21 protein-coding genes are annotated in these 21,016 nt (G+C 56.7%); all 21 read right to left on the bottom strand.

Annotation, left to right across the window (positions count from 1 at the left end):
• Positions 1–12 precede the first annotated feature (12 nt).
• Positions 13–1,848 (bottom strand): glutamine--fructose-6-phosphate transaminase (isomerizing), encoded by a 1,836-nt coding sequence (gene glmS / locus AC4ANK_RS28450; protein ID WP_002555978.1) that lies wholly within the window; start codon positions 1,846–1,848, stop codon positions 13–15.
• A gap of 9 nt (positions 1,849–1,857) precedes the next feature.
• Positions 1,858–2,625, bottom strand: a complete 768-nt coding sequence (locus tag AC4ANK_RS28455; protein WP_002555979.1) for a DeoR/GlpR family DNA-binding transcription regulator — start codon at positions 2,623–2,625, stop codon at positions 1,858–1,860.
• 301 nt (positions 2,626–2,926) lie between these two features.
• On the bottom strand, positions 2,927–4,294 hold the full coding sequence (glmU, locus tag AC4ANK_RS28460) for a bifunctional UDP-N-acetylglucosamine diphosphorylase/glucosamine-1-phosphate N-acetyltransferase GlmU (RefSeq protein WP_002555980.1): 1,368 nt from the start codon (positions 4,292–4,294) through the stop codon (positions 2,927–2,929).
• Positions 4,295–4,419: 125 nt separating this feature from the next.
• Complete coding sequence (locus tag AC4ANK_RS28465) at positions 4,420–4,845, bottom strand: F0F1 ATP synthase subunit epsilon (protein ID WP_002555981.1); 426 nt, start codon at positions 4,843–4,845, stop codon at positions 4,420–4,422.
• Between the two features lie 44 nt (positions 4,846–4,889).
• Complete coding sequence (atpD, locus tag AC4ANK_RS28470; RefSeq protein ID WP_002555982.1) at positions 4,890–6,269, bottom strand: F0F1 ATP synthase subunit beta; 1,380 nt, start codon at positions 6,267–6,269, stop codon at positions 4,890–4,892.
• 27 nt (positions 6,270–6,296) lie between these two features.
• Positions 6,297–7,157, bottom strand: a complete 861-nt coding sequence (gene atpG / locus AC4ANK_RS28475) for a F0F1 ATP synthase subunit gamma (RefSeq protein WP_002555983.1) — start codon at positions 7,155–7,157, stop codon at positions 6,297–6,299.
• Between the two features lie 50 nt (positions 7,158–7,207).
• On the bottom strand, positions 7,208–8,752 hold the full coding sequence (gene atpA, locus AC4ANK_RS28480) for a F0F1 ATP synthase subunit alpha (RefSeq protein WP_002555984.1): 1,545 nt from the start codon (positions 8,750–8,752) through the stop codon (positions 7,208–7,210).
• A 21-nt stretch (positions 8,753–8,773) separates the two neighbouring features.
• Positions 8,774–9,310, bottom strand: a complete 537-nt coding sequence (locus tag AC4ANK_RS28485; protein WP_002555985.1) for a F0F1 ATP synthase subunit delta — start codon at positions 9,308–9,310, stop codon at positions 8,774–8,776.
• Positions 9,311–9,322: 12 nt separating this feature from the next.
• Positions 9,323–9,793, bottom strand: a complete 471-nt coding sequence (locus tag AC4ANK_RS28490) for a F0F1 ATP synthase subunit B (RefSeq protein WP_002555986.1) — start codon at positions 9,791–9,793, stop codon at positions 9,323–9,325.
• A gap of 57 nt (positions 9,794–9,850) precedes the next feature.
• Entirely contained in the window at positions 9,851–10,108 is a 258-nt protein-coding gene (atpE, locus tag AC4ANK_RS28495) for a F0F1 ATP synthase subunit C (protein ID WP_002555987.1), read from the bottom strand.
• Positions 10,109–10,246: 138 nt separating this feature from the next.
• Positions 10,247–11,116, bottom strand: coding sequence for a F0F1 ATP synthase subunit A (gene atpB / locus AC4ANK_RS28500; RefSeq protein WP_002555988.1), 870 nt, complete (start codon positions 11,114–11,116; stop codon positions 10,247–10,249).
• 16 nt (positions 11,117–11,132) lie between these two features.
• Positions 11,133–11,540, bottom strand: coding sequence for a F0F1 ATP synthase subunit I (locus tag AC4ANK_RS28505; RefSeq protein ID WP_002555989.1), 408 nt, complete (start codon positions 11,538–11,540; stop codon positions 11,133–11,135).
• A gap of 146 nt (positions 11,541–11,686) precedes the next feature.
• On the bottom strand, positions 11,687–12,559 hold the full coding sequence (locus tag AC4ANK_RS28510; protein WP_002555990.1) for a ParB/RepB/Spo0J family partition protein: 873 nt from the start codon (positions 12,557–12,559) through the stop codon (positions 11,687–11,689).
• Between the two features lie 9 nt (positions 12,560–12,568).
• Positions 12,569–13,360, bottom strand: coding sequence for a ParA family protein (locus AC4ANK_RS28515; RefSeq protein ID WP_002555991.1), 792 nt, complete (start codon positions 13,358–13,360; stop codon positions 12,569–12,571).
• 18 nt (positions 13,361–13,378) lie between these two features.
• Positions 13,379–14,023 carry a 16S rRNA (guanine(527)-N(7))-methyltransferase RsmG gene (gene rsmG, locus AC4ANK_RS28520; RefSeq protein WP_002555992.1) on the bottom strand — a complete coding sequence of 215 codons (645 nt, stop codon included), beginning with the start codon at positions 14,021–14,023 and terminating at the stop codon, positions 13,379–13,381.
• On the bottom strand, positions 14,020–15,912 hold the full coding sequence (mnmG, locus tag AC4ANK_RS28525) for a tRNA uridine-5-carboxymethylaminomethyl(34) synthesis enzyme MnmG (RefSeq protein ID WP_002555993.1): 1,893 nt from the start codon (positions 15,910–15,912) through the stop codon (positions 14,020–14,022). Before mnmG ends, rsmG begins: the two co-directional genes overlap by 4 nt.
• A gap of 587 nt (positions 15,913–16,499) precedes the next feature.
• A complete protein-coding gene (gene mnmE / locus AC4ANK_RS28530; protein ID WP_460383875.1) occupies positions 16,500–17,870 on the bottom strand; it encodes a tRNA uridine-5-carboxymethylaminomethyl(34) synthesis GTPase MnmE in 1,371 nt (456 codons plus the stop codon).
• Between the two features lie 78 nt (positions 17,871–17,948).
• The gene (gene yidC, locus AC4ANK_RS28535; RefSeq protein WP_031596756.1) at positions 17,949–19,640 is read right to left on the bottom strand and encodes a membrane protein insertase YidC; all 1,692 of its coding nucleotides are present in this window, start codon (positions 19,638–19,640) and stop codon (positions 17,949–17,951) included.
• A 2-nt stretch (positions 19,641–19,642) separates the two neighbouring features.
• Entirely contained in the window at positions 19,643–19,888 is a 246-nt protein-coding gene (yidD, locus tag AC4ANK_RS28540; protein ID WP_002551313.1) for a membrane protein insertion efficiency factor YidD, read from the bottom strand.
• The gene (gene rnpA, locus AC4ANK_RS28545; protein WP_002551314.1) at positions 19,881–20,282 is read right to left on the bottom strand and encodes a ribonuclease P protein component; all 402 of its coding nucleotides are present in this window, start codon (positions 20,280–20,282) and stop codon (positions 19,881–19,883) included. The genes yidD and rnpA overlap by 8 nt, the downstream gene beginning before the upstream one ends.
• Positions 20,283–20,298: 16 nt before the next feature.
• Complete coding sequence (rpmH, locus tag AC4ANK_RS28550; protein WP_002551315.1) at positions 20,299–20,433, bottom strand: 50S ribosomal protein L34; 135 nt, start codon at positions 20,431–20,433, stop codon at positions 20,299–20,301.
• Between the last annotated feature and the right edge of the window lie 583 nt (positions 20,434–21,016).

The following is a 21,016-nucleotide window of genomic DNA, read 5'->3' on the forward strand; positions in this document are numbered from 1 at the left end:
CCTGTGGATAACTCACTCCACCGTCACCGACTTCGCCAGGTTCCTCGGCTGGTCAACATCCGTCCCTTTCAACACAGCCACATAATACGAAAGCAGCTGCAACGGAATGGTGTACAGAATCGGTGCCAAGGCGTCGATGATGTGCGGCATGGCGATGACGTGAGTGCCTTCGCCGTTCTTGAGCCCAGCCAGCTCATCCGCGAACACGATCAGTTCGCCGCCGCGGGCGCGTACTTCCTGCAGGTTGGATTTGAGTTTCTCCAGCAGCTCGTTGTTCGGCGCGACGGTGACGACCGGCATGTCGGCATCGACCAGCGCCAGCGGGCCGTGTTTCAGCTCGCCAGCCGGATAGGCTTCGGCGTGGATGTAGGAAATTTCTTTGAGCTTGAGTGCGCCTTCCATTGCTACAGGGAATTGCGCACCGCGGCCGAGGAACAGGGTGTGGTGCTTCTCGGCGAACAGCTCGGCGACTTTCTCGATGGTGCCGTCCATTGCCAGGGCTTCGCCCAAACGGGTTGGCAGACGGCGCAGTTCTTCGACCAGCTGTGCTTCAACGCCCTCTTCCAACGAGCCTTTGACCTGGCCGAGTGACAGGGTCAGCAGTAGCAAGGCGACCAGTTGGGTGGTGAAGGCTTTGGTCGATGCCACGCCGATTTCCGGGCCGGCTTGGGTTAGCAGGGTCAGGTCGGATTCACGTACCAGCGAGCTGATGCCGACGTTGCAGATCGCCAGGCTGGCCAGAAAGCCCAGTTCCTTGGCGTTGCGCAGCGCTGCCAGTGTGTCGGCGGTTTCACCGGATTGCGAGATCGAAACGAACAAGGTGTCCGGCTGAACCACGACCTTGCGGTAGCGGAACTCGCTGGCCACTTCGACCTGGCAAGGGATGCCGGCCAGACCTTCAAGCCAGTAACGCGCGACCATGCCTGCGTGGTAGCTGGTGCCACACGCCACGATCTGAACATTGCGTACTTTGGCGAACAATTCGGCAGCCTGTGGACCAAATGCGTGGACCAGCACTTGCTGTTGCCCCAGGCGACCTTCGAGGGTGCGCTGCACGACCTTGGGTTGCTCGTGGATTTCCTTGAGCATGAAGTGACGGTATTCGCCCTTGTCAGCGGCTTCGGCGCCTTCATGGTATTGCACCACTTCACGCTCGACCGACACACCGTCGACATTCCAGATCTGCACGCTGTCACGACGGATCTCGGCAATATCGCCTTCTTCCAGGTACATGAAACGGTCGGTCACCTGACGCAGCGCCAGTTGGTCAGAGGCCAGGAAGTTTTCACCCAGGCCCATGCCGATCACCAGCGGGCTGCCACTGCGGGCGGCCAGCAGGCGATCCGGCTGCGCGGCATTGATGACCGCAAGCCCATAAGCACCGTGAAGTTCTTTCACCGCAGCCTTCAGGGCAACCGCCAGATCGGCGGTGTCCTTGAGCTTGTGGTGCAGCAGATGGACGATGACTTCAGTGTCGGTATCGGATGCGAAGACGTACCCCAGGCTTCTCAGCTGTTCACGCAGAGCTTCGTGGTTCTCGATGATGCCGTTGTGGACAACTGCCAGTTTATCGGCCGAGAAGTGTGGATGAGCGTTACGTTCACACGGAGCGCCGTGCGTCGCCCAACGTGTGTGGGCGATACCCAGACGGCCGGTCAGCGGCTCGCCTGCCAGTGCCTGTTCCAGCTCACTGACCTTGCCCGAGCGACGTCGGCGCTCAAGGGTGCCTTCGTTGGTGAAAACAGCCACGCCCGCGCTGTCGTAACCGCGGTACTCAAGACGCTTGAGGCCTTCGAGCAAAATGGCCGTGATATTACGTTCAGCAACGGCGCCGACGATTCCACACATGGTTATCTCCTAGCTGACAGCAGCACAAATCAGATTGATGCCGCGGGCCTGTATCTGATCGCGAGCCTCGCTGGGCAGGCGATCATCAGTAATAAGGGTGTGGATACTGCTCCAGGGCAGCTCCAGATTGGGGATCTTGCGACCGACCTTGTCGGCCTCGACCATGACAACGACTTCCCGGGCGACTTCCGCCATGACCCGGCTCAAACCCAGAAGCTCATTAAACGTGGTGGTGCCACGAGTCAGATCGATGCCGTCGGCACCGATGAACAACTGATCGAAATCGTAGGAGCGCAGTACCTGTTCAGCGACCTGCCCCTGAAAAGACTCCGAGTGCGGATCCCATGTTCCGCCAGTCATCAACAGGACCGGTTCGTGTTCCAGCTCAGTAAGGGCTCGCGCCACATGCAGTGAGTTGGTCATGACCACCAGACCAGGTTGCTGGCCCAGTTCAGGGATCAACGCAGCCGTGGTGCTGCCACTGTCGACAATAATTCTGGCGTGCTCGCGAATTCGGGAAACCGCAGCGCGGGCAATGGCCTGTTTGTAACGGGAAACCGGCTGGCTGCTTTCGCTGATCAGCTCGTGAGGAAGCGGCACTGCGCCCCCGTAACGGCGCAACAGCAAACCATTGGTTTCGAGGGCTGCCAGATCCTTTCGAATCGTAACTTCAGAAGTTTCAAAGCGTTTGGCCAAATCGTCGACGCTAACTTCACCCAGCTCATTGAGCAGGGCAAGAATGTTGTGGCGACGTTGTGGTGTATTGCGCTTCGACATGACAGCCTTAAGTTTCGTTTCGAAAGATAACAAAGGCAATCAAAACCTATTTTTTGGGCTTGGTCAAGGCCAGAGGGTTTGGCAGGGCATTTTCAATGGAGCTTGAGGAACGAGATTCCTGTAACTCTCGCTCCAGTGCTCCGCTCTCAGAAGTATGCATAGGCCAGCTGGACCAACCCGGAATGCATTTCGTGGGAGCGGACTCGTCCGCGAAAACTGTTACAAAGATTCCAGGACGGAGGATGGCTTTCGCGGACGAGTCCGCTCCCACAGAACATCATTTTTCCGGGCTGTGGATAACTCAGTCTTTCCTGGTTTTTACCGGACGCTTCCAGCCTTCGATGTTGCGTTGGCGGGCGCGAGCCACGCCGAGTTGTTCAGCGGGCACGTTCTGCGTGATGGTCGAACCGGCTGCGGTCGTCGCACCATCAAAGATATCCACAGGCGCAACCAGTGAGTTGTTAGAACCAATGAACACGTCTGCACCCAACGTGGTCTTGTGCTTGTTGGCCCCATCGTAATTGCAGGTAATCGTCCCGGCACCTATGTTGGTACGTGCGCCGACCTCGGCATCGCCCATATAGGTCAGGTGGCCAACCTTGGCACCCTCGCCCAGGTTCGCATTCTTGAGTTCGACAAAGTTACCCACATGCGCTTTGGCGCCCAGCACACTGCCAGGGCGAAGGCGTGCAAACGGGCCGGCATCGCTGCCCTCGCCCAGAATTGCGCCTTCGATGTGGCTGTTGGCCTTGACGATGACACCCTTGCGCAGGGTGCTGTCCTTGATCACGCAGTTAGGGCCGATGACCACGTTGTCCTCGATGACTACCTTCCCTTCGAGGATCACGTTGATGTCGATCAGCACGTCGCGGCCGACGCTGACTTCACCGCGTACATCGAATCGCGCAGGGTCACGCAGGGTCACACCACCCGCCATCAACCGGCGGGCTTCGCGCAACTGGTAATGGCGCTCCAGCTCGGAGAGCTGTTTGCGATCATTGGCACCCTGCACTTCCATTGCGTCGTAAGGCTGCTCTGTAGCAACAATCAGCCCGTCATTGACGGCCATGGCAATTACGTCTGTGAGGTAATACTCGCCTTGGGCGTTGTTGTTGGACAGCCGCCCCAGCCAGTCAGCGAGACGCTTGGCAGGCACCGCGAGAATGCCAGTGTTGCCTTCAGTGATTGCCTTCTGTACATCGTTCGCATCCTTGTGCTCGACAATCGCGCAGACACGATTCTGCTGGTCGCGAACGATGCGGCCGTAGCCGGTAGGATCGTCCAGGGTGACAGTCAACAGGCCCAGTTGCTGCGGATTGACGAGTTTGAGCAGGCGCGTGAGCGTCTCCACTTCGATCAACGGCACATCGCCATAAAGAATCAACACGGTCTCAGCTGTAAGTGCAGGCAGCGCCTGAGCAACGGCGTGTCCTGTGCCCAGTTGCTTGTCCTGCATCACGAAATTCAAGTCATCGGCTGCCAGCTGTTCACGAACAGCATCAGCGCCGTGTCCGATCACGACGTGTATTCCACTTGGGGATAGCTGACGTGCGCTGTGGATAACATGACCAAGCATGGAGTTGCCAGCCACGGGATGCAGAACCTTGGGCAAGGCGGAACGCATACGGGTACCTTGGCCAGCAGCGAGAATAACGATATCGAGAGACATGATAGGACTACCAACTGAGCGGCAACCGGGCCGAAGGCGGGCTGACTTGAAAGAGGAAATCTGAAAAAAGAAAAAGGGTAGCCGAGGCTACCCTTTTTCTCAATCGCGCATCGAATGCAGCGGGGTTAGCCGCCGAACTTCTTGCGAATTTGCTGAACGGTGCGCAGCTGAGCTGCAGCCTCGGCCAGACGAGCAGTTGCAGAGCCGTAGTCGAAATCTGCGCCTTTCTCGTTCAGGGCCTTCTCGGCAGCCAGTACGGCAGCCTGAGCAGAAGCTTCATCCAGGTCGGCAGCACGTTGCACAGTATCGGCAAGCACCTTGACCATGTTCGGCTGAACCTCAAGGAAACCACCGGAGATGTAAAACACCTCGGCTTCCCCACCCTGCTTGATCAAGCGGATCGGGCCCGGCTTCAGATCAGTGATCAGCGGCGCGTGGCCTGGAGCGATACCGAGATCACCCAGGTTGCCGTGCGCAATCACCATCTCGACCAGACCGGAGAAGATTTCCCCTTCCGCGCTGACGATGTCGCAATGGACTGTCATAGCCATTTGCTTGCCTCAACCTAATTAGCGCCCGTTTCCGGGCGCCGGGATTACAGTTTCTTGGCTTTCTCGATCGCTTCTTCGATGCCGCCGACCATGTAGAACGCTTGTTCTGGCAGGTGGTCGTAGTCACCGTTGAGGATGCCTTTGAAGCCAGCAATGGTGTCTTTCAGGGAAACGTATTTACCCGAAGCACCGGTGAAGACTTCTGCCACGAAGAAAGGCTGGGACAGGAAGCGCTGGATCTTACGAGCACGGTTAACCAACTGTTTGTCGGTCTCCGACAGCTCGTCCATACCCAGAATCGCAATGATGTCTTTCAGCTCTTTGTAACGCTGCAACACATACTGAACGCCGCGAGCGGTGTCGTAGTGTTCCTGGCCAATGACGTTCGGGTCCAGCTGACGCGAAGTCGAGTCCAGTGGGTCTACCGCAGGGTAGATACCCAGGGAAGCGATGTCACGGGACAGTACGACGGTGGCGTCCAAGTGGGCAAACGTGGTCGCAGGCGACGGGTCAGTCAAGTCGTCCGCTGGTACGTATACGGCCTGGATCGAGGTGATCGAACCATTCTTGGTGGAAGTGATGCGCTCTTGCAGAGTGCCCATCTCTTCAGCCAGAGTCGGCTGGTAACCTACTGCGGAAGGCATACGGCCCAGCAGTGCGGATACTTCGGTACCGGCCAGGGTGTAACGATAGATGTTGTCGACGAACAGCAGAACGTCGTTACCTTCGTCACGGAACTTCTCGGCCATGGTCAGGCCGGTCAGTGCTACGCGCAGACGGTTACCCGGCGGCTCGTTCATCTGACCGTAAACCAGTGCCACTTTGTCCAGAACGTTGGAGTCCTTCATCTCGTGGTAGAAGTCGTTACCCTCACGAGTACGCTCACCCACACCGGCGAACACGGAATAACCGCTGTGCTCGATGGCGATGTTACGGATCAGTTCCATCATGTTTACGGTCTTGCCGACACCGGCACCACCGAACAGACCGACTTTACCGCCTTTGGCGAACGGGCAAACCAGGTCGATAACCTTGATGCCGGTTTCCAGAAGGTCGTTGCCGCCAGCCTGCTCAGCGAAGGACGGTGCAGGACGGTGAATGCCCCAGCGCTCTTCGGTGGCAATCGGGCCTGCTTCGTCGATCGGGTTGCCCAGCACGTCCATGATCCGGCCCAGAGTCGCTTTACCGACCGGTACGGAGATGGCTGCGCCAGAGTCTGTTACTTCCAGACCACGCTTCAAGCCCTCGGTGGAGCCCATCGCAATGGTACGAACCACACCGTCGCCCAGCTGCTGCTGAACTTCCAGGGTGGTTCCTGCCGCGCTTTGAACTTCCAGCGCGTTGTAGATACTCGGTACGCTATCGCGTGGGAATTCCACGTCGATCACGGCGCCGATGATTTGAACGATACGTCCGCTACTCATTAGCTGGTTCCTCTAATATTTGAACCGTTAAACCGCGGCAGCGCCGCCGACGATTTCCGAGATCTCTTGGGTGATCGCTGCCTGACGCGCCTTGTTGTAGATCAACTGCAAATCGCTGATCAAATCACCGGCGTTGTCTGTGGCGTTCTTCATCGCGATCATCCGCGCTGCTTGTTCAGCTGCGTTGTTCTCGACCACCGCCTGGTACACCTGCGATTCCACGTAGCGAACCATAAGGCCGTCTAGCAGCTCTTTGGCATCGGGTTCGTAGAGATAGTCCCAGTGGTGCTTGAGCCCTTGATCCGGGGTTGCCACCAGCGGAATCAATTGCTCCACTGTTGGTTGCTGGGTCATGGTGTTGATGAACTTGTTGGATACCACGGACAGGCGATCAATACGGCCATCCAGGTAGGCATCCAGCATCACCTTGACGCTGCCGATCAAGTCGTTGATCGACGGCTCTTCGCCCAGGTGGCTGATCGCAGCGACGACGTTACCGCCGAAGTTGCGGAAAAATGCCGCACCTTTGCTGCCGACCACGCACAGATCGATCTCTACACTGTTTTCACGGTTCACCGCCATGTCCTTGACCAGAGTCTTGAACAGGTTGGTATTCAATCCACCACACAGACCACGGTCACTGCTCACTACAACATAACCGACGCGCTTCACAGGGCGCTCGATCATGAACGGGTGGCGGTACTCCGGGTTGGCGTTTGCCAGATGACCAATCACCTGACGAATGCGCTCCGCGTAAGGACGGCTAGCAGCCATGCGCATTTGAGCCTTGCGCATTTTGCTGACCGCCACTTTTTCCATGGCGCTGGTGATCTTTTGCGTGCTTTTGATGCTCGCAATCTTGCTGCGAATCTCTTTTGCGCCTGCCATGTAACACCTATCAGGTTAGCAAGCGGGAGCCTTGCGGCCCCCGCTGCGGCTTACCAGGTTTGGGTGGCCTTGAACTTCTCGATGCCGGCTTTCATGCCAGAATCGATTTCGTCATTGAAGTCACCCTTCACGTTGATCTTCGCCATCAAATCGGCGTGATCGCGGTTGAAGTAAGCAATCAGCGCTTGTTCAAAGCTGCCAATCTTGGCGATTTCGACGTCAGTCAGGAACCCACGCTCAGCGGCATACAGCGACAGCGCCATGTCAGCGATCGACATTGGTGCGTATTGCTTCTGCTTCATCAGCTCGGTAACGCGCTGACCATGCTCAAGTTGCTTGCGGGTCGCCTCGTCCAGGTCAGAAGCAAACTGGGCGAATGCCGCCAGTTCACGGTACTGAGCCAGAGCGGTACGGATACCACCGGAAAGCTTCTTGATGATCTTGGTCTGAGCGGCACCACCCACACGGGATACCGAAACACCGGCGTTCACAGCCGGACGGATGCCGGAGTTGAACATGGCCGATTCCAGGAAGATCTGACCGTCGGTGATGGAAATCACGTTGGTCGGAACGAACGCGGAAACGTCGCCAGCCTGGGTTTCGATGATCGGCAGTGCAGTCAGCGAGCCGGTTTTGCCGGTCACTGCGCCGTTGGTGAACTTCTCTACGTACTCTTCGGAAACACGCGATGCGCGCTCCAGCAGACGGGAGTGGAGATAGAACACGTCGCCTGGGTAAGCTTCACGGCCTGGTGGACGGCGCAGCAGCAGGGAAATCTGGCGGTAAGCCACTGCTTGCTTGGACAGATCGTCATAAACGATCAGCGCATCTTCACCGCGGTCGCGGAAAAACTCGCCCATGGTGCAACCCGAGTACGGTGCAAGGAATTGCAGCGCAGCGGATTCGGAAGCACTTGCAGCCACGACGATGGTGTTAGCCAGTGCGCCGTTTTCTTCGAGCTTGCGAACAACGTTGGCGATGGTCGATTGCTTCTGACCGATTGCTACGTAGACGCAGAAGATGCCGCTGTTCTTCTGGTTGATGATTGCGTCGATGGCCAGAGCGGTTTTACCGATCTGACGGTCACCGATGATCAGCTCACGCTGGCCACGGCCGACAGGAATCATGGCATCGACAGCCTTGTAGCCAGTCTGTACAGGCTGGTCTACCGACTTACGCCAGATCACGCCTGGAGCAACTTTCTCGACCGCATCGGTCTCGGTGTTGTTCAGCGGACCTTTGCCGTCAACTGGGTTACCCAGTGCATCGACAACGCGACCCAGCAGTTCCTTACCAACCGGAACTTCGAGGATGCGGCCAGTGCACTTGGCGCTCATGCCTTCAGCCAGAGTCGTGTAAGCGCCCAGTACAACGGCACCCACGGAGTCTTGCTCAAGGTTCAGCGCCATACCGTAGACGCCGCCCGGAAACTCGATCATCTCGCCGTACATTACGTCGGCCAGACCGTGAATCCGCACGATACCGTCAGACACGCTGACGACTGTGCCTTCGTTACGGGCTTGGGAGGTTACATCGAGCTTGTCGATGCGACCCTTGATGATTTCACTTATTTCGGAAGGATTGAGTTGCTGCATTGCTCTGCTGCCCCTTCAAACTCAAGATTTCAATGCTTCGGCTAGTTTCGCGATCTTGCCACGAACTGAGCCATCGATAACCAGGTCGCCGGCGCGGATTACGACACCCCCTATGAGAGAGGCATCCTCCGCAGCATGCAGGCGCACTTCCCGGCCGAGCCGTGCACTGAGAACCTTGGCGAGTTTGTCTTGCTGTTCTTGGTTCAATGCGAAAGCACTGGTGACATCCACATCGACCGATTTTTCCTGCTCGGCCTTGTACAGGTCGAACAGTTCGGCGATCTCCGGCAGAAGCGGGAGGCGGTCGTTTTCAGCAACGACGTGAATGAAATTCTGTGCCTTGGCATCGAACTTTTCGCCACACACTTCAATAAAAGTGGTGGCCTTTTGTGCGCTCGTCAGTCGCGGGGCCTTGAGCATGCGCTGCATGGTGCCGTCTTGCGACACCGCAGCAGCCAGGCCGAGCATGGCTGACCAATTGGCCAGCTGCTGGTGGGCCTGCGCGTGCTCGAAGGCCGCCTTCGCGTAAGGTCGGGCCAACGTGGTCAGTTCTGCCATGATCGCCCTCGCTTAAATTTCAGCAGCCAGTTTGTTAACCAGCTCCGCGTGCGCGTTTTGATCGATTGTGGCACCCAGGATCTTCTCTGCGCCATTGACTGCCAGGCTGCCCAACTGGGCGCGCAAGGCGTCTTTGACACCGTTCAGTTCCTGCTCGATCTCGGCCTGAGCCTGGGCCTTCACACGGTCAGCTTCAACGCGTGCCGTTTCACGGGCTTCGTCGACGATCTGAGTACCGCGTTTCTTGGCTTGCTCAATGATTTCAGCTGCTTGAGCCTTAGCTTCGCGCAGTTGTTGACCCGCTTTCTCTTGGGCCAGCTCCAGGTCGCGAGCTGCTCGGGAAGCAGCGTCCAGTCCATCCGCGATCTTCTTCTGACGTTCGTGCAAAGCCGCGATGACCGGAGGCCACACGAACTTCATGCAGAAAATCACAAAAATGAAGAACGCAACGGACTGGCCAATCAGGGTTGCATTAATGTTCACGCCAACACCTCGCTCGTTCGTTGTCCATCACACCAATCAACTCGAAAATTCGAGTGATCAGCCAGCGAGTTGACCAACGAAGGGGTTCGCGAAGGTGAAGAACAGAGCGATACCAACACCGATCATGGTCACGGCGTCGAGCAGGCCCGCAACGATGAACATTTTAACTTGCAGCATTGGAACCATTTCCGGCTGACGCGCAGCGCCTTCCAGGAATTTGCCGCCCAACAGGCCGAAACCGATTGCAGTACCCAGTGCGCCCAGGCCGATCAACAGTGCAACAGCGATAGCGGTTAGACCAACTACAGTTTCCATCTTTCCTCCCGACTTTTACGTCGTATTGGTTAGGTTTTTTTAATTGAAGCGGTAAAACAAAATCGTTTCTACATCAGCCCTTGCGGGCACCGCCCCGCCGATGGCGAGACGGTCATCAGACACGTCCTGAGACTAATCTCAATGGTTATCTTCGTGAGCCATCGACAGGTAGACGATGGTCAGCATCATGAAGATGAACGCTTGCAGGGTGATGATCAGGATGTGGAACACAGCCCACGCCCACTGCAGCACTACACCCAGACCGCTGAGCCACAACAGACCGCTGCCGAACATCACGGCGATCAGAATGAAGACCAGCTCGCCAGCATACATGTTGCCGAACAGACGCAGAGCCAGAGAAATAGGCTTGGCGATCAGCGTCACGAATTCCAGCAGGAAGTTGACCGGGATCAACAGCGCCTGAACGAACAGGTTCTTGCTGCCGAACGGGTGAAGGGTCAGTTCGCCGATGAAACCGCCGATGCCCTTGACCTTGATGCTGTAGAAAATGATCAGTGCGAACACAGACAGGGCCATGCCCAGCGTGGCGTTCGGGTCAGTAGTCGGAACGGCACGGAACGGAATGTGCTCGTCGCCCGAAATCAGCATAGCCAGCTGCGGAATCCAGTCCACCGGTACCAGGTCGACCGCGTTCATCAGGAAAACCCAGACGAAAATGGTCAGGGCCAGTGGCGCGATAACCGCGCTGCGGCCGTGGAAGCTGTCTTTCACGCTGCCGTCGACGAAATCGACCAGAACTTCGACGAAGTTCTGCAGTGCGCCAGGCTGACCGGAAGTTGCCTTCTTGGCCGCCATGCGGAAGATCAGAACGAAAATCAGACCCAACGCAACCGACCAGCCGAGGGTATCGACGTGGAAGGCCCAGAACCCCATTTCCTTGGCTTCTGCTGCGGTGTGGGCAAAGCCCCATTCGCCATTGGGCAGGTGCCCGAATGTAAGGTTCTGCAAGTGGTGCTGGATATAGCCCGAAGCTGTTTGCTCTGCCATGGTTGCCTCAAACGCCCTAAGGTCTCGAAAGTCTTGTTCTCGTAAGCAGGGGAGCGAACCAGTTGACCACCTGGATCAACATGAACACACCGAATACCGCCAGCGGTGCCAGTGGCTTCACACCTGCGAACGTCAATGCAAAAAGCACTGCCGTGAAAATCAGTTTGCCTGCCTCGCCGGCGTAGAACGACCGCACGATGGCTTGCGCTGCTCTGGCCCCGGAAAACCGGAATGCCTTGTGAGCAAAGTATAAATTGGGTAGCCAGGCTATCAGGCCTCCACAGAGTCCCGAATATCCTGCAACGACTCCTTGCCACTGCCACAGCACCAATGCGGCCATGAGCAGCACTATCAATTGAGCCAGCAATAGCGGAAAAACCGCCAGGCGATAGAACGGCAAGCGGTCTGGCATGCGGGATTCCATCGCAACTGCTCCTTTGATGTCGGTCGCCATAATCAATAACTTGGCATAATTTGTGCCGACAAAATGCGCGCAGAGTATAGGGCCGGTTAAGCCCCTATTCAACAGTCGGGTAGTGATTTCCGACTATACGCTACAGAGCAATTGTTTCAGCGGATGTGAGCGAGCACTCCTTGCAGCTCATCCAGCGAGTTGTATCGGATGACCAATTGGCCTTTGCCCTTCTGTCCGTGGCGAATCTGCACCGCAGAGCCTAAACGCTCGGCCAGACGCTGTTCGAGGCGGCTGATATCAGGGTCGGCCTTGACTGGTTCGGCAGCCTCCGGCTTACCGCTCAGCCACTGCCTGACCAGTGCTTCAGTCTGGCGCACGGTAAGCCCGCGTGCGACAACATGTCGCGCACCTTCAACCTGCCGATCTTCGCTCAGACCGAGCAAGGCGCGTGCATGCCCCATTTCCAGGTCGCCGTGGGACAGCATGGTCTTGATGGCTTCAGGCAAGGCAATCAGGCGCAACAGGTTGGCCACACTGACACGTGACTTGCCGACGGCATCCGCCACCTGCTGCTGGGTCAGTTGAAACTCCTGCTGCAGGCGCTGTAGCGCCATGGCCTCCTCGATAGGGTTGAGGTCTTCGCGCTGAATGTTCTCGATCAACGCCATCGCAATCGCGGTCTCGTCCGGAACATCACGGACCATCGCCGGGATTGTCTCGACACCTGCCTGCTGGCTGGCACGCCAACGGCGTTCACCGGCGATGATTTCAAAGCGGTTGTCGCCGATAGGCCGAATCACGATCGGCTGCATCACACCCTGTGACTTGATCGACTGCGCAAGTTCTTCGAGCGCCTGAGGATCCATGTCGCGGCGCGGCTGATACTTGCCGCGCTGGATAAGGTCCAGCGGCACATGCTGCAACTCACTTGGCGGAGCCTTGACGGCCTGCTCTTCCAGCGAACTGACGGTTGGACTGCTCAGAAGCGCGTCCAACCCACGTCCGAGACCTCGTTTCTTGACGGCCATGGGAATTCCTTAGGTTGGCTGAGCGGTTTTTGCGCCGCGACGTTGACGACGAACCAGTTCACTTGCCAAGGCCAGATAGGCCAGCGCACCGCGAGACGATTTATCATACGCCAGCACCGGCATGCCGAAACTCGGCGCCTCGGCCAGCCTGATATTCCTCGGGATCACCGTGTCGTACAACTGCTCGCCAAAGTGTTCCTTGAGCTGTGCCGAAACATCGTTGATCAGGCTCAGACGCGGGTCATACATGGTGCGCAGCAAACCTTCGATTTTCAGCTGCGGATTGAGCAGTTCAGCGATGCGCTTGATGTTATCCACAAGGTCGCTGAGACCCTCGAGCGCGAAATACTCGCACTGCATGGGGATAATTACCCCGTCTGCCGCAACCAGCGCGTTCAGGGTCAGCATCGACAACGAAGGTGGGCAGTCGATCAGAATGTAATCGTAATTTTCGCGGATCGGCGCCAGCGCATTGCGCAGACGACTCTCTTTCATCTGCATTTCCAGCAGAACCACTTCACCCGCCGTCAGGTCACGGTTGGCCGGAAGCAGTTGATACCCGCCGTGTTCGGAAAACTGCATGGCCTCGCCCAGATCGCATTCGCCGATCAACAGGTCATAGACCGAATTTTCCAGATTATGTTTATCCACACCGCTGCCCATGGTCGCATTGCCCTGGGGATCGAGATCGATCAACAGCACACGGCGTTTGGTCGCGACCAGCGACGCAGCGAGGTTGATGCATGTGGTGGTCTTGCCGACCCCACCTTTCTGGTTCGCTATCGCGAATACCTTAGCCATTCTTGCTTGTGTTCCCCGTCATGCCGTGCGGCGCAGTATCAGCAGATGGCGTTGGCCTTGGCAACCCGGAACGGTCAAGGCTTGTGCGCTATCGAGGTGAAAATCCGAGGGCAATGCTACCAGCTCATCGTCAGGATGCAGCCCTTTCATTGCCAGCCAGCGTGTATTCACGTCGCCCATATGGCGAGTCCAGCCCGTGAAGTCTTCAAGGCTGCTGAATGCCCGGGAAATGATCCCGTCGAACGGCGCATCAGGCTGATAGTTTTCTGCACGGCTGTGGATAACTTCAAGATTATCCAGTTTCAGCTCCAGTTTGACCTGTGTCTGAAACCGGGTCTTCTTGCCGTTGCTGTCCAGCAGCGCCACTTTGCGCTCCGGAAACAGGATGGCCATGGGAATGCCAGGCATCCCACCGCCGCTGCCGACGTCGATCCAGCGTGTACCTTCGATGAAGGGCACCACACTGAGACTGTCAAGCAGATGCCTCGATACCATTTCGTCCGGGTTACGGACCGCAGTCAGGTTGTAGGCCTTGTTCCACTTGATCAACAACGCCAGATACGCCAGCAATTGCTCGTGCTGCGCCGGACTGAGGTCGATTCCCAATTCCCGGGCACCGGTGGATAACTCTTGGGCGTGTTGCGGGGTGACCATAGAACTCAAGCGCTTTGCTCCAACTGACGGCCCGCGCCGCGTTTTTTCAAATGAATCATCAACAGCGAAATAGCCGCCGGCGTAACGCCAGGAATGCGCGAAGCCTGTCCGAGTGTTTCTGGCCGAGTTATCCCCAGCTTGCTCTGGATTTCTTTCGACAGGCCGGATATCGCGGCGTAATCGATGTCTTCCGGCAGACGCGTGTCTTCACTGGCGCGCAGACGGGCGATTTCGTCCTGCTGGCGGTCAATGTAACCGGCGTATTTTGTCTTGATCTCGACCTGCTCGGCTACCTGAGGGTCAGTGCAGCCCTGCCCGGTAAGGGCAATCAGACTGGCATAGTCGATTTCCGGACGGGTCAGCAGGTTGAGCAGATTGTATTCGTGGGTCAGCGGCGTGCCAAAGTGCTCTGCAATCGCATCGCCCTGCGCGGTACCCGGGCGCACCCAAGTACTTTTCAAGCGCTGTTCTTCCAGCTCGATGCTTTCGCGTTTGGTGCAGAACGCAGCCCAGCGGGCATCGTCGACCAGACCCAGTTCGCGGCCTTTTTCGGTGAGTCGCAGGTCCGCGTTGTCTTCACGCAGGATCAACCGGTATTCGGCCCTGGACGTGAACATCCGGTAAGGCTCTTGCGTACCGAGCGTGATCAGGTCATCGACCAGAACCCCGATATACGCTTCATCCCGACGCGGGCACCAGCTGTCGCGACCTTGAGCGCGCAGTGCAGCATTGGTCCCGGCCAGCAAACCCTGGGCACCGGCCTCTTCGTAACCGGTTGTGCCGTTGATCTGACCGGCAAAGAACAAACCACCGATGACCTTGGTTTCCAGGCTGTATTTCAGATCACGCGGGTCGAAATAATCGTATTCGATGGCGTAACCAGGACGAACGATGTGTGCATTCTCCATGCCGCGAATCGACTGGACGATCTGCAGTTGCACGTCAAATGGCAACGACGTGGAGATACCGTTCGGATAAAGCTCGCGCGTGGTCAACCCTTCTGGTTCGATGAAGACCTGATGGCTTTCCTTGTCGGCAAACCGATGAATCTTGTCCTCGATCGAAGGGCAGTAGCGCGGGCCAATCCCCTCGATCACGCCGGAATACATTGGCGATCGATCAAGGTTGGACGCAATGATTTCGTGAGTCCGGGCGTTGGTGTGGGTAATCCAGCAACTGACCTGCGGCGGATGTTGTTCTTTGGAGCCCAGGAACGACATCACCGGAATCGGCGTATCACCCGGTTGCTCGGTCATTACCGAGAAATCGACCGAGCGGCCATCAATGCGTGGCGGCGTCCCGGTTTTCAAGCGACCTACCCGCAGTGGCAGTTCACGTAAGCGGTGAGCCAGTGCGATCGATGGAGGGTCGCCTGCGCGTCCGCCAGAGTAGTTCTGCATGCCGATGTGGATAAGTCCACCCAGGAATGTACCGGTGGTCAATACAACCGAATCGGCAAATATGCGCATCCCCATTTGGGTCACTACACCGCGCACCTGGTCCTGTTCGACGATCAGGTCATCACAGGCTTGCTGAAATATCCACAGGTTCGGCTGATTTTCCAGCGTTTCGCGGATGGCTGCCTTGTACAGCACGCGATCTGCCTGAGCACGAGTAGCCCGTACAGCCGGGCCCTTGCGACTGTTCAGCACACGGAACTGGATGCCACCCTTGTCAGTAGCCATGGCCATCGCACCGCCAAGGGCGTCGATTTCCTTGACCAGGTGACTTTTGCCAATGCCACCGATGGCCGGGTTGCAGCTCATCTGGCCGAGCGTTTCCACGTTGTGCGTCAGCAGCAGGGTTTTGACACCCATGCGCGCCGACGCCAGTGCGGCCTCGGTACCGGCATGACCGCCACCGATGACGATCACTTCAAAACGGGAAGGGAAATCCACCACGCACCTCGTGCCTGTTGTCGATGAGAAATTGGGATAGCTGACAAGTATAGGGACTTACCCCACCTGAATGAAACCCGTTGGACAAAATTTAACCAGCTGTGGGAAACTCACGAATAAAGAAAATAAAAAGGAAAGAAAGTTTATAAAGCCTTGTTTTTATGTTTATTCTTACTGAGCATGATTTCTGTGGATAGATCTCTACAAGCCTTTATATTCAATGTGTACAGAGAATCAAAAGTCTGTGTTCATGTAGGGATGAGGGGTTTGGATAACCGACTTGAGCCTGTTGATAAGATAGCCACTTGTCCACAGGGCAGTTTATCTTCAGGTTTGCACCCTGCTTACCCACCGAGCTGAAGGGCAGTTATTCACAGGGCTTAATCCGCATAAAAACGCCCAGTCAGCAAAAATCAGGCGCAGAAAATCGCTTCGCCGAGGATTTTTGTTCGGCAAATTCAGCATGTGGGGAACGGTAGTGGGGAAATGGCAGACCGTGTGGATAATGACGCGGCTAAAAAGCGTCTTGTGATGCCTGAAAAGGCATGACCCCGGTGCGGGTCACGCCTGACTTCATTCAGCGGTAGTCACTTGCCAATGCAGAAGCTGGAGAAGATTCTGCCAAGCAAGTCGTCGGAGCTGAATGCGCCGGTAATCTCGCCAAGCGCTTGTTGTGCCTGACGGAGGTCTTCGGCCAGTAGCTCTCCAGCACCTGCCAGGGTGAGTTGAGCCCTGCCGTGCTCCAGCGAGTCACTGGCATGGCGCAGTGCCTCAAGGTGGCGTCGACGTGCGCTAAAGCTGCTCTCCGAGGTTTGCTCATAGCCCATGCAGGCCTTGAGGTGCTCACGCAGCAGTTCAAGCCCCGCGCCCCCTGACCTGGCGCTCAGGCTGATAGTGACGTGGCCATCTACGCTGGTTTGCAGATCGATGGGGTCTCCACTCAAATCTGCCTTGTTGCGGATCAGCGTGACTTTCGCCGGATCCGGACGTTGCTCAAGGAACTCCGGCCACAGAGCAAACGGGTCGGCAGCCTCGGGTGCCGTTGCATCCACAACCAGCAGAATCCGGTCAGCTTCACCGATGGCCTTGAGTGCGCGCTGCACGCCGATCATTTCCACCTGATCCTGGGTATCACGCAGACCTGCTGTGTCGACGACGTGCAACGGCATTCCATCGATGTGGATATGTTCACGCAACACATCGCGCGTAGTGCCGGCAATCTCGGTGACGATGGCCGCTTCTCTGCCCGCCAAGGCATTCAGCAAGCTGGATTTGCCCGCATTGGGACGCCCGGCAATCACAACGGTCATCCCGTCGCGTAACAAGGCACCCTGCCCCGCTTCACGCAGCACTGTGGATAACTCGGCACGTACGTCATCGAGCATTTTCAGGACATGGCCATCGGCAAGGAAGTCGATTTCCTCCTCGGGGAAGTCGATTGCAGCTTCCACATAGATGCGCAAACTGATCAACTTCTCGGTCAAGTTATCCACACGCCGCGAAAAAGCGCCCTGCAACGAGCGCAGTGCATTGCGCGCTGCCTGTGCAGAACTTGCCTCAATCAAGTCAGCGATGGCTTCTGCCTGGGCAAGATCGAGTTTGTCATTGAGGAACGCACGCTCACTGAATTCTCCCGGCCGTGCCAGGCGGCTACCCAATTGCAGACAGCGCTGCAGCAGCATGTCCAGAACGATGGGGCCGCCGTGGCCCTGAAGCTCAAGTACGTCTTCGCCGGTGAATGAGTTGGGCCCCGGAAAATACAGCGCGATCCCTTCATCGAGGGTCTGTCCGGCTTCGTCGACAAAAGGCCCGTAATGGGCAAACCGTGGCTTTGGCGTCCGGCCAATAATGGCTTCAGCAGCCTTGCTGGCCAAAGGACCTGACACCCGGACGATACCGACACCACCACGCCCTTGGGCTGTGGCGATGGCGGCAATGGTTTCACGAGGAACGTTCATGCTCCGGCTCCCGGACAAATGACGGATAGCAAAACGCCCCACGAGGGGGCGTCTTGTAGAACTTATTCACAGGTTAGATCAGGCAGCTGCTTTCTTGGTAGCCGCTTCGATCTTGCGAGTGATGTAAGCCTGCTGAGCGATCGACAGGGTGTTGTTTACAACCCAGTACAGAACCAGACCGGCAGGGAACCACAGGAAGAAGAACGTGAAAATGATTGGCATCATTTTCATGACCTTGGCCTGCATTGGGTCCGGCGGAGTCGGGTTCAGACGCTGCTGGATGAACATCGTCGCGCCCATGATGATCGGCAGGATGAAGAACGGGTCCTTGATCGACAGGTCGGTTATCCACAGGATCCAGGGAGCCTGACGCATTTCCACACTTTCCAGGAGTACCCAGTACAGCGAAAGGAAAACCGGCATCTGGACAAGAATCGGCAAGCATCCACCCAGCGGGTTGATCTTTTCTTTCTTGTACAGCTCCATCATTGCCTGGGACATCTTCTGGCGATCATCGCCATGTTGTTCCTTCAGCAGTGTAAGCTTGGGAGCCACGGCGCGCATGCGTGCCATCGACTTGTAGCTGGCTGCGGACAACGGGAAGAACAGGCCTTTGATCAGCATGGTCAGAACAATGATCGACCAGCCCCAGTTACCGAGAATGGCGTGGATATGTTGCAGCAGCCAGAAGATAGGCTGGGCAATGAACCACAGGAAACCATAATCGACGGTCAGCTCCAGACCTGGGGATAACTCTTTGAGTACCGCCTGGCTTTTTGGACCTGCGTACAGGGTAGCGCTGGTTTCACCTTGTGCACCGGGTGCAACCGACAGAGTCGGGCTGGTGAAGCCGATGATGTAGTTGCCCTGGCTGTCTTTGCGGGTCTGAACAGCGTTGGTGGCGTTGTGATCCGGAATCCACGCAGTCACGAAGTAGTGCTGCAGCCATGCCACCCAACCGCCCTGGACAGTTTCCTTGACCTGACCCTTGTCGATATCTTTCATCGACACTTTCTTGTATGGCTCGGCCGCAGTCCACAGGGCAGCACCCAGATAGGTGGCTGTACCGGTAGCAGTCGTCGAAGAAGGATCGGAGCTGGCATCACGCTTCAATTGCGCGAACAGATTACCGGCCCAGGGTTGTGCGCTCTGGTTATCCACAACGTAGGTCATGACCAGATCGTACAGACCGCGCTTGAAGGTGAAGCGCTTGATGTAGTTGACGCCGTTTTCCGAGAACTTCAGATCCACGACCATCGTGTCCTGGCCGTCAGCCAGTTGATAAGTCTTTTGTGTGGAGGTGTAAACCGGACGACCGGCAGCGCGTGCATCAGGACCATTGGTCCCGGTCAGGCCGCTTTGTGCCAGAAAAGTACGCTCGCCGCCGTTGTCGAACAACTGAAACGGAACGTCAGGACGATCCTGACGACGCGGGTACAGGGGCAAACGAAGCTGAACGACGTCGCCACCCACCGGATCGATCGCCAGATCGAGCACATCGGTCTTGACGTGGATAAGGTCTTTGCTGGCTACGGCCGGAGTTTCAAGAGGTGCTGCAGCCGTATTGGCCGTAGCGCTTGCGCTTGGAACATCGGCACTTGCAGAACCATTAGTACCAGCAGCCGTATCCGGAATACCCGGTGCGGTGGTGCTGGCTGCAACATTCTGGGTCGGCATGGCAGCCTGGCCATAGTCTTGGTTCCATTTCAGAACCCCGACGTAGGTCACGATTGCCAGGGCGACGATCAGGATCGTGCGTTTAATATCCATGATTACTCGGCCATCGAAGAAGAACGGGAGGTGGGGACAGCTGGAACCGGGTCATAACCACCGGGATTCCATGGGTGACAGCGACCCAGGCGACGAATTGACAGCCAGCCACCGCGCAAAAGGCCATGATTTTCGATGGCTTCATACGCGTAGCAGGAGCAACTGGGGTAGAAACGACAGTGACTGGCCATCAGCGGGCTAATGGCATAGCGATAAAACTGGATCGGAACGAGTGCCAGTTTACGCATCTGGACTGTCTACCCCTGCAGGTTCGGATTTTTCTTCCGGAATGGGTCGGCTACGCGCCAGACGTTTCCAGAGCTTGCCGAAATGCTGAATCAGTTCAGGGTTTTCTACGTCACCCAAACCTTTACGCGCGACGATAACGATATCCCAACCGACCAAACTGTCTTGGTGTTGGCGAAATGATTCGCGCATCAGGCGTTTCAAGCGATTGCGCTCGACGGAGAGCTTGACGCTCTTTTTACCTATCACCAGCCCCAGGCGGGGATGATCAAGGTCGTTGTTGCGCGCAAGGAGCAGGAGATTTTTCCCCGGAACCTTGCCGGTAGGGGAGTCAAAGACTGCCTTGAAATGCCGGGGAGTCAGCAAACGCTTTTCCCGACTGAAGTCTCGACTCACCTCCTGTGCCGATTTATCAAACTGCCAGACGCTTACGGCCTTTGGCACGACGACGCGAAAGGACTGCGCGGCCGTTTTTGGTGGCCATGCGTGCACGGAAACCGTGGGTGCGGGCGCGCTTGATAGTGCTGGGTTGGAAAGTACGTTTCATGGCGTGTTACCTGGTTCGTCCACTACGGGCCGGAATGGCCCCCGTTTTAAGAGACCGGGGATTCTAGAGAAAGCAGGCCCGCAGGTCAATTTCCAACCAGCTTTTCTTCATACGCGTCTTTTATAGGTAATTTCCCGCTGGCACTCGATTTGGAGCAGTCGGGCTCGTATCAGTTATAGAAATAAAAAGAAGAGAGTATTTAAAGCTTCTTTATAAAGTTTATAGCTCTTACGTAGTCGTTTTCTGTGGATAACATCCTATAGCCCTTTTAATTCAATGTGTACAGCGAAAAGAAAGGTTGTCCAGAAGCGGTGCTTTGCCTGTGCCACACGTTCGGAAAAGCTGTGCATGGAATGCGATTTTATCCACAGGCGAGTTATGCACAGAGTTTAGCCCTGACTTATGCAATGGGCTGAAGATGGGTTATCCACAGAGCTCACGATTTGACCGTTTGTCGTGTGACCACTGCATAAATCGTTGATTTATAGCTGCCTGTGAGCAACCTACATGTGGATAAGTCGTCTGCGGATCGTTACAATGGCGGCTGTTTTTGCCTCACCGGCTTTCAACTCAGGGGATATCC

Source organism: Pseudomonas sp. Pmew2 (assembly GCF_058129885.1).

Excerpts from the sequence above, each read along its gene's own strand:
- glmS (WP_002555978.1), bottom strand. The coding sequence starts at position 1,848 with ATGTGTGGAATCGTCGGCGCCGTTGCTGAACGTAATATCACGGCCATT.
- AC4ANK_RS28455 (WP_002555979.1), bottom strand. The coding sequence starts at position 2,625 with ATGTCGAAGCGCAATACACCACAACGTCGCCACAACATTCTTGCCCTG.
- glmU (WP_002555980.1), bottom strand. The coding sequence starts at position 4,294 with ATGTCTCTCGATATCGTTATTCTCGCTGCTGGCCAAGGTACCCGTATG.
- AC4ANK_RS28465 (WP_002555981.1), bottom strand. The coding sequence starts at position 4,845 with ATGGCTATGACAGTCCATTGCGACATCGTCAGCGCGGAAGGGGAAATC.
- atpD (WP_002555982.1), bottom strand. The coding sequence starts at position 6,269 with ATGAGTAGCGGACGTATCGTTCAAATCATCGGCGCCGTGATCGACGTG.
- atpG (WP_002555983.1), bottom strand. The coding sequence starts at position 7,157 with ATGGCAGGCGCAAAAGAGATTCGCAGCAAGATTGCGAGCATCAAAAGC.
- atpA (WP_002555984.1), bottom strand. The coding sequence starts at position 8,752 with ATGCAGCAACTCAATCCTTCCGAAATAAGTGAAATCATCAAGGGTCGC.
- AC4ANK_RS28485 (WP_002555985.1), bottom strand. The coding sequence starts at position 9,310 with ATGGCAGAACTGACCACGTTGGCCCGACCTTACGCGAAGGCGGCCTTC.
- atpE (WP_002555987.1), bottom strand. The coding sequence starts at position 10,108 with ATGGAAACTGTAGTTGGTCTAACCGCTATCGCTGTTGCACTGTTGATC.
- atpB (WP_002555988.1), bottom strand. The coding sequence starts at position 11,116 with ATGGCAGAGCAAACAGCTTCGGGCTATATCCAGCACCACTTGCAGAAC.
- AC4ANK_RS28505 (WP_002555989.1), bottom strand. The coding sequence starts at position 11,540 with ATGGAATCCCGCATGCCAGACCGCTTGCCGTTCTATCGCCTGGCGGTT.
- AC4ANK_RS28510 (WP_002555990.1), bottom strand. The coding sequence starts at position 12,559 with ATGGCCGTCAAGAAACGAGGTCTCGGACGTGGGTTGGACGCGCTTCTG.
- AC4ANK_RS28515 (WP_002555991.1), bottom strand. The coding sequence starts at position 13,360 with ATGGCTAAGGTATTCGCGATAGCGAACCAGAAAGGTGGGGTCGGCAAG.
- mnmE (WP_460383875.1), bottom strand. The coding sequence starts at position 17,870 with ATGAACGTTCCTCGTGAAACCATTGCCGCCATCGCCACAGCCCAAGGG.
- yidC (WP_031596756.1), bottom strand. The coding sequence starts at position 19,640 with ATGGATATTAAACGCACGATCCTGATCGTCGCCCTGGCAATCGTGACC.
- yidD (WP_002551313.1), bottom strand. The coding sequence starts at position 19,888 with ATGCGTAAACTGGCACTCGTTCCGATCCAGTTTTATCGCTATGCCATT.
- rpmH (WP_002551315.1), bottom strand. The coding sequence starts at position 20,433 with ATGAAACGTACTTTCCAACCCAGCACTATCAAGCGCGCCCGCACCCAC.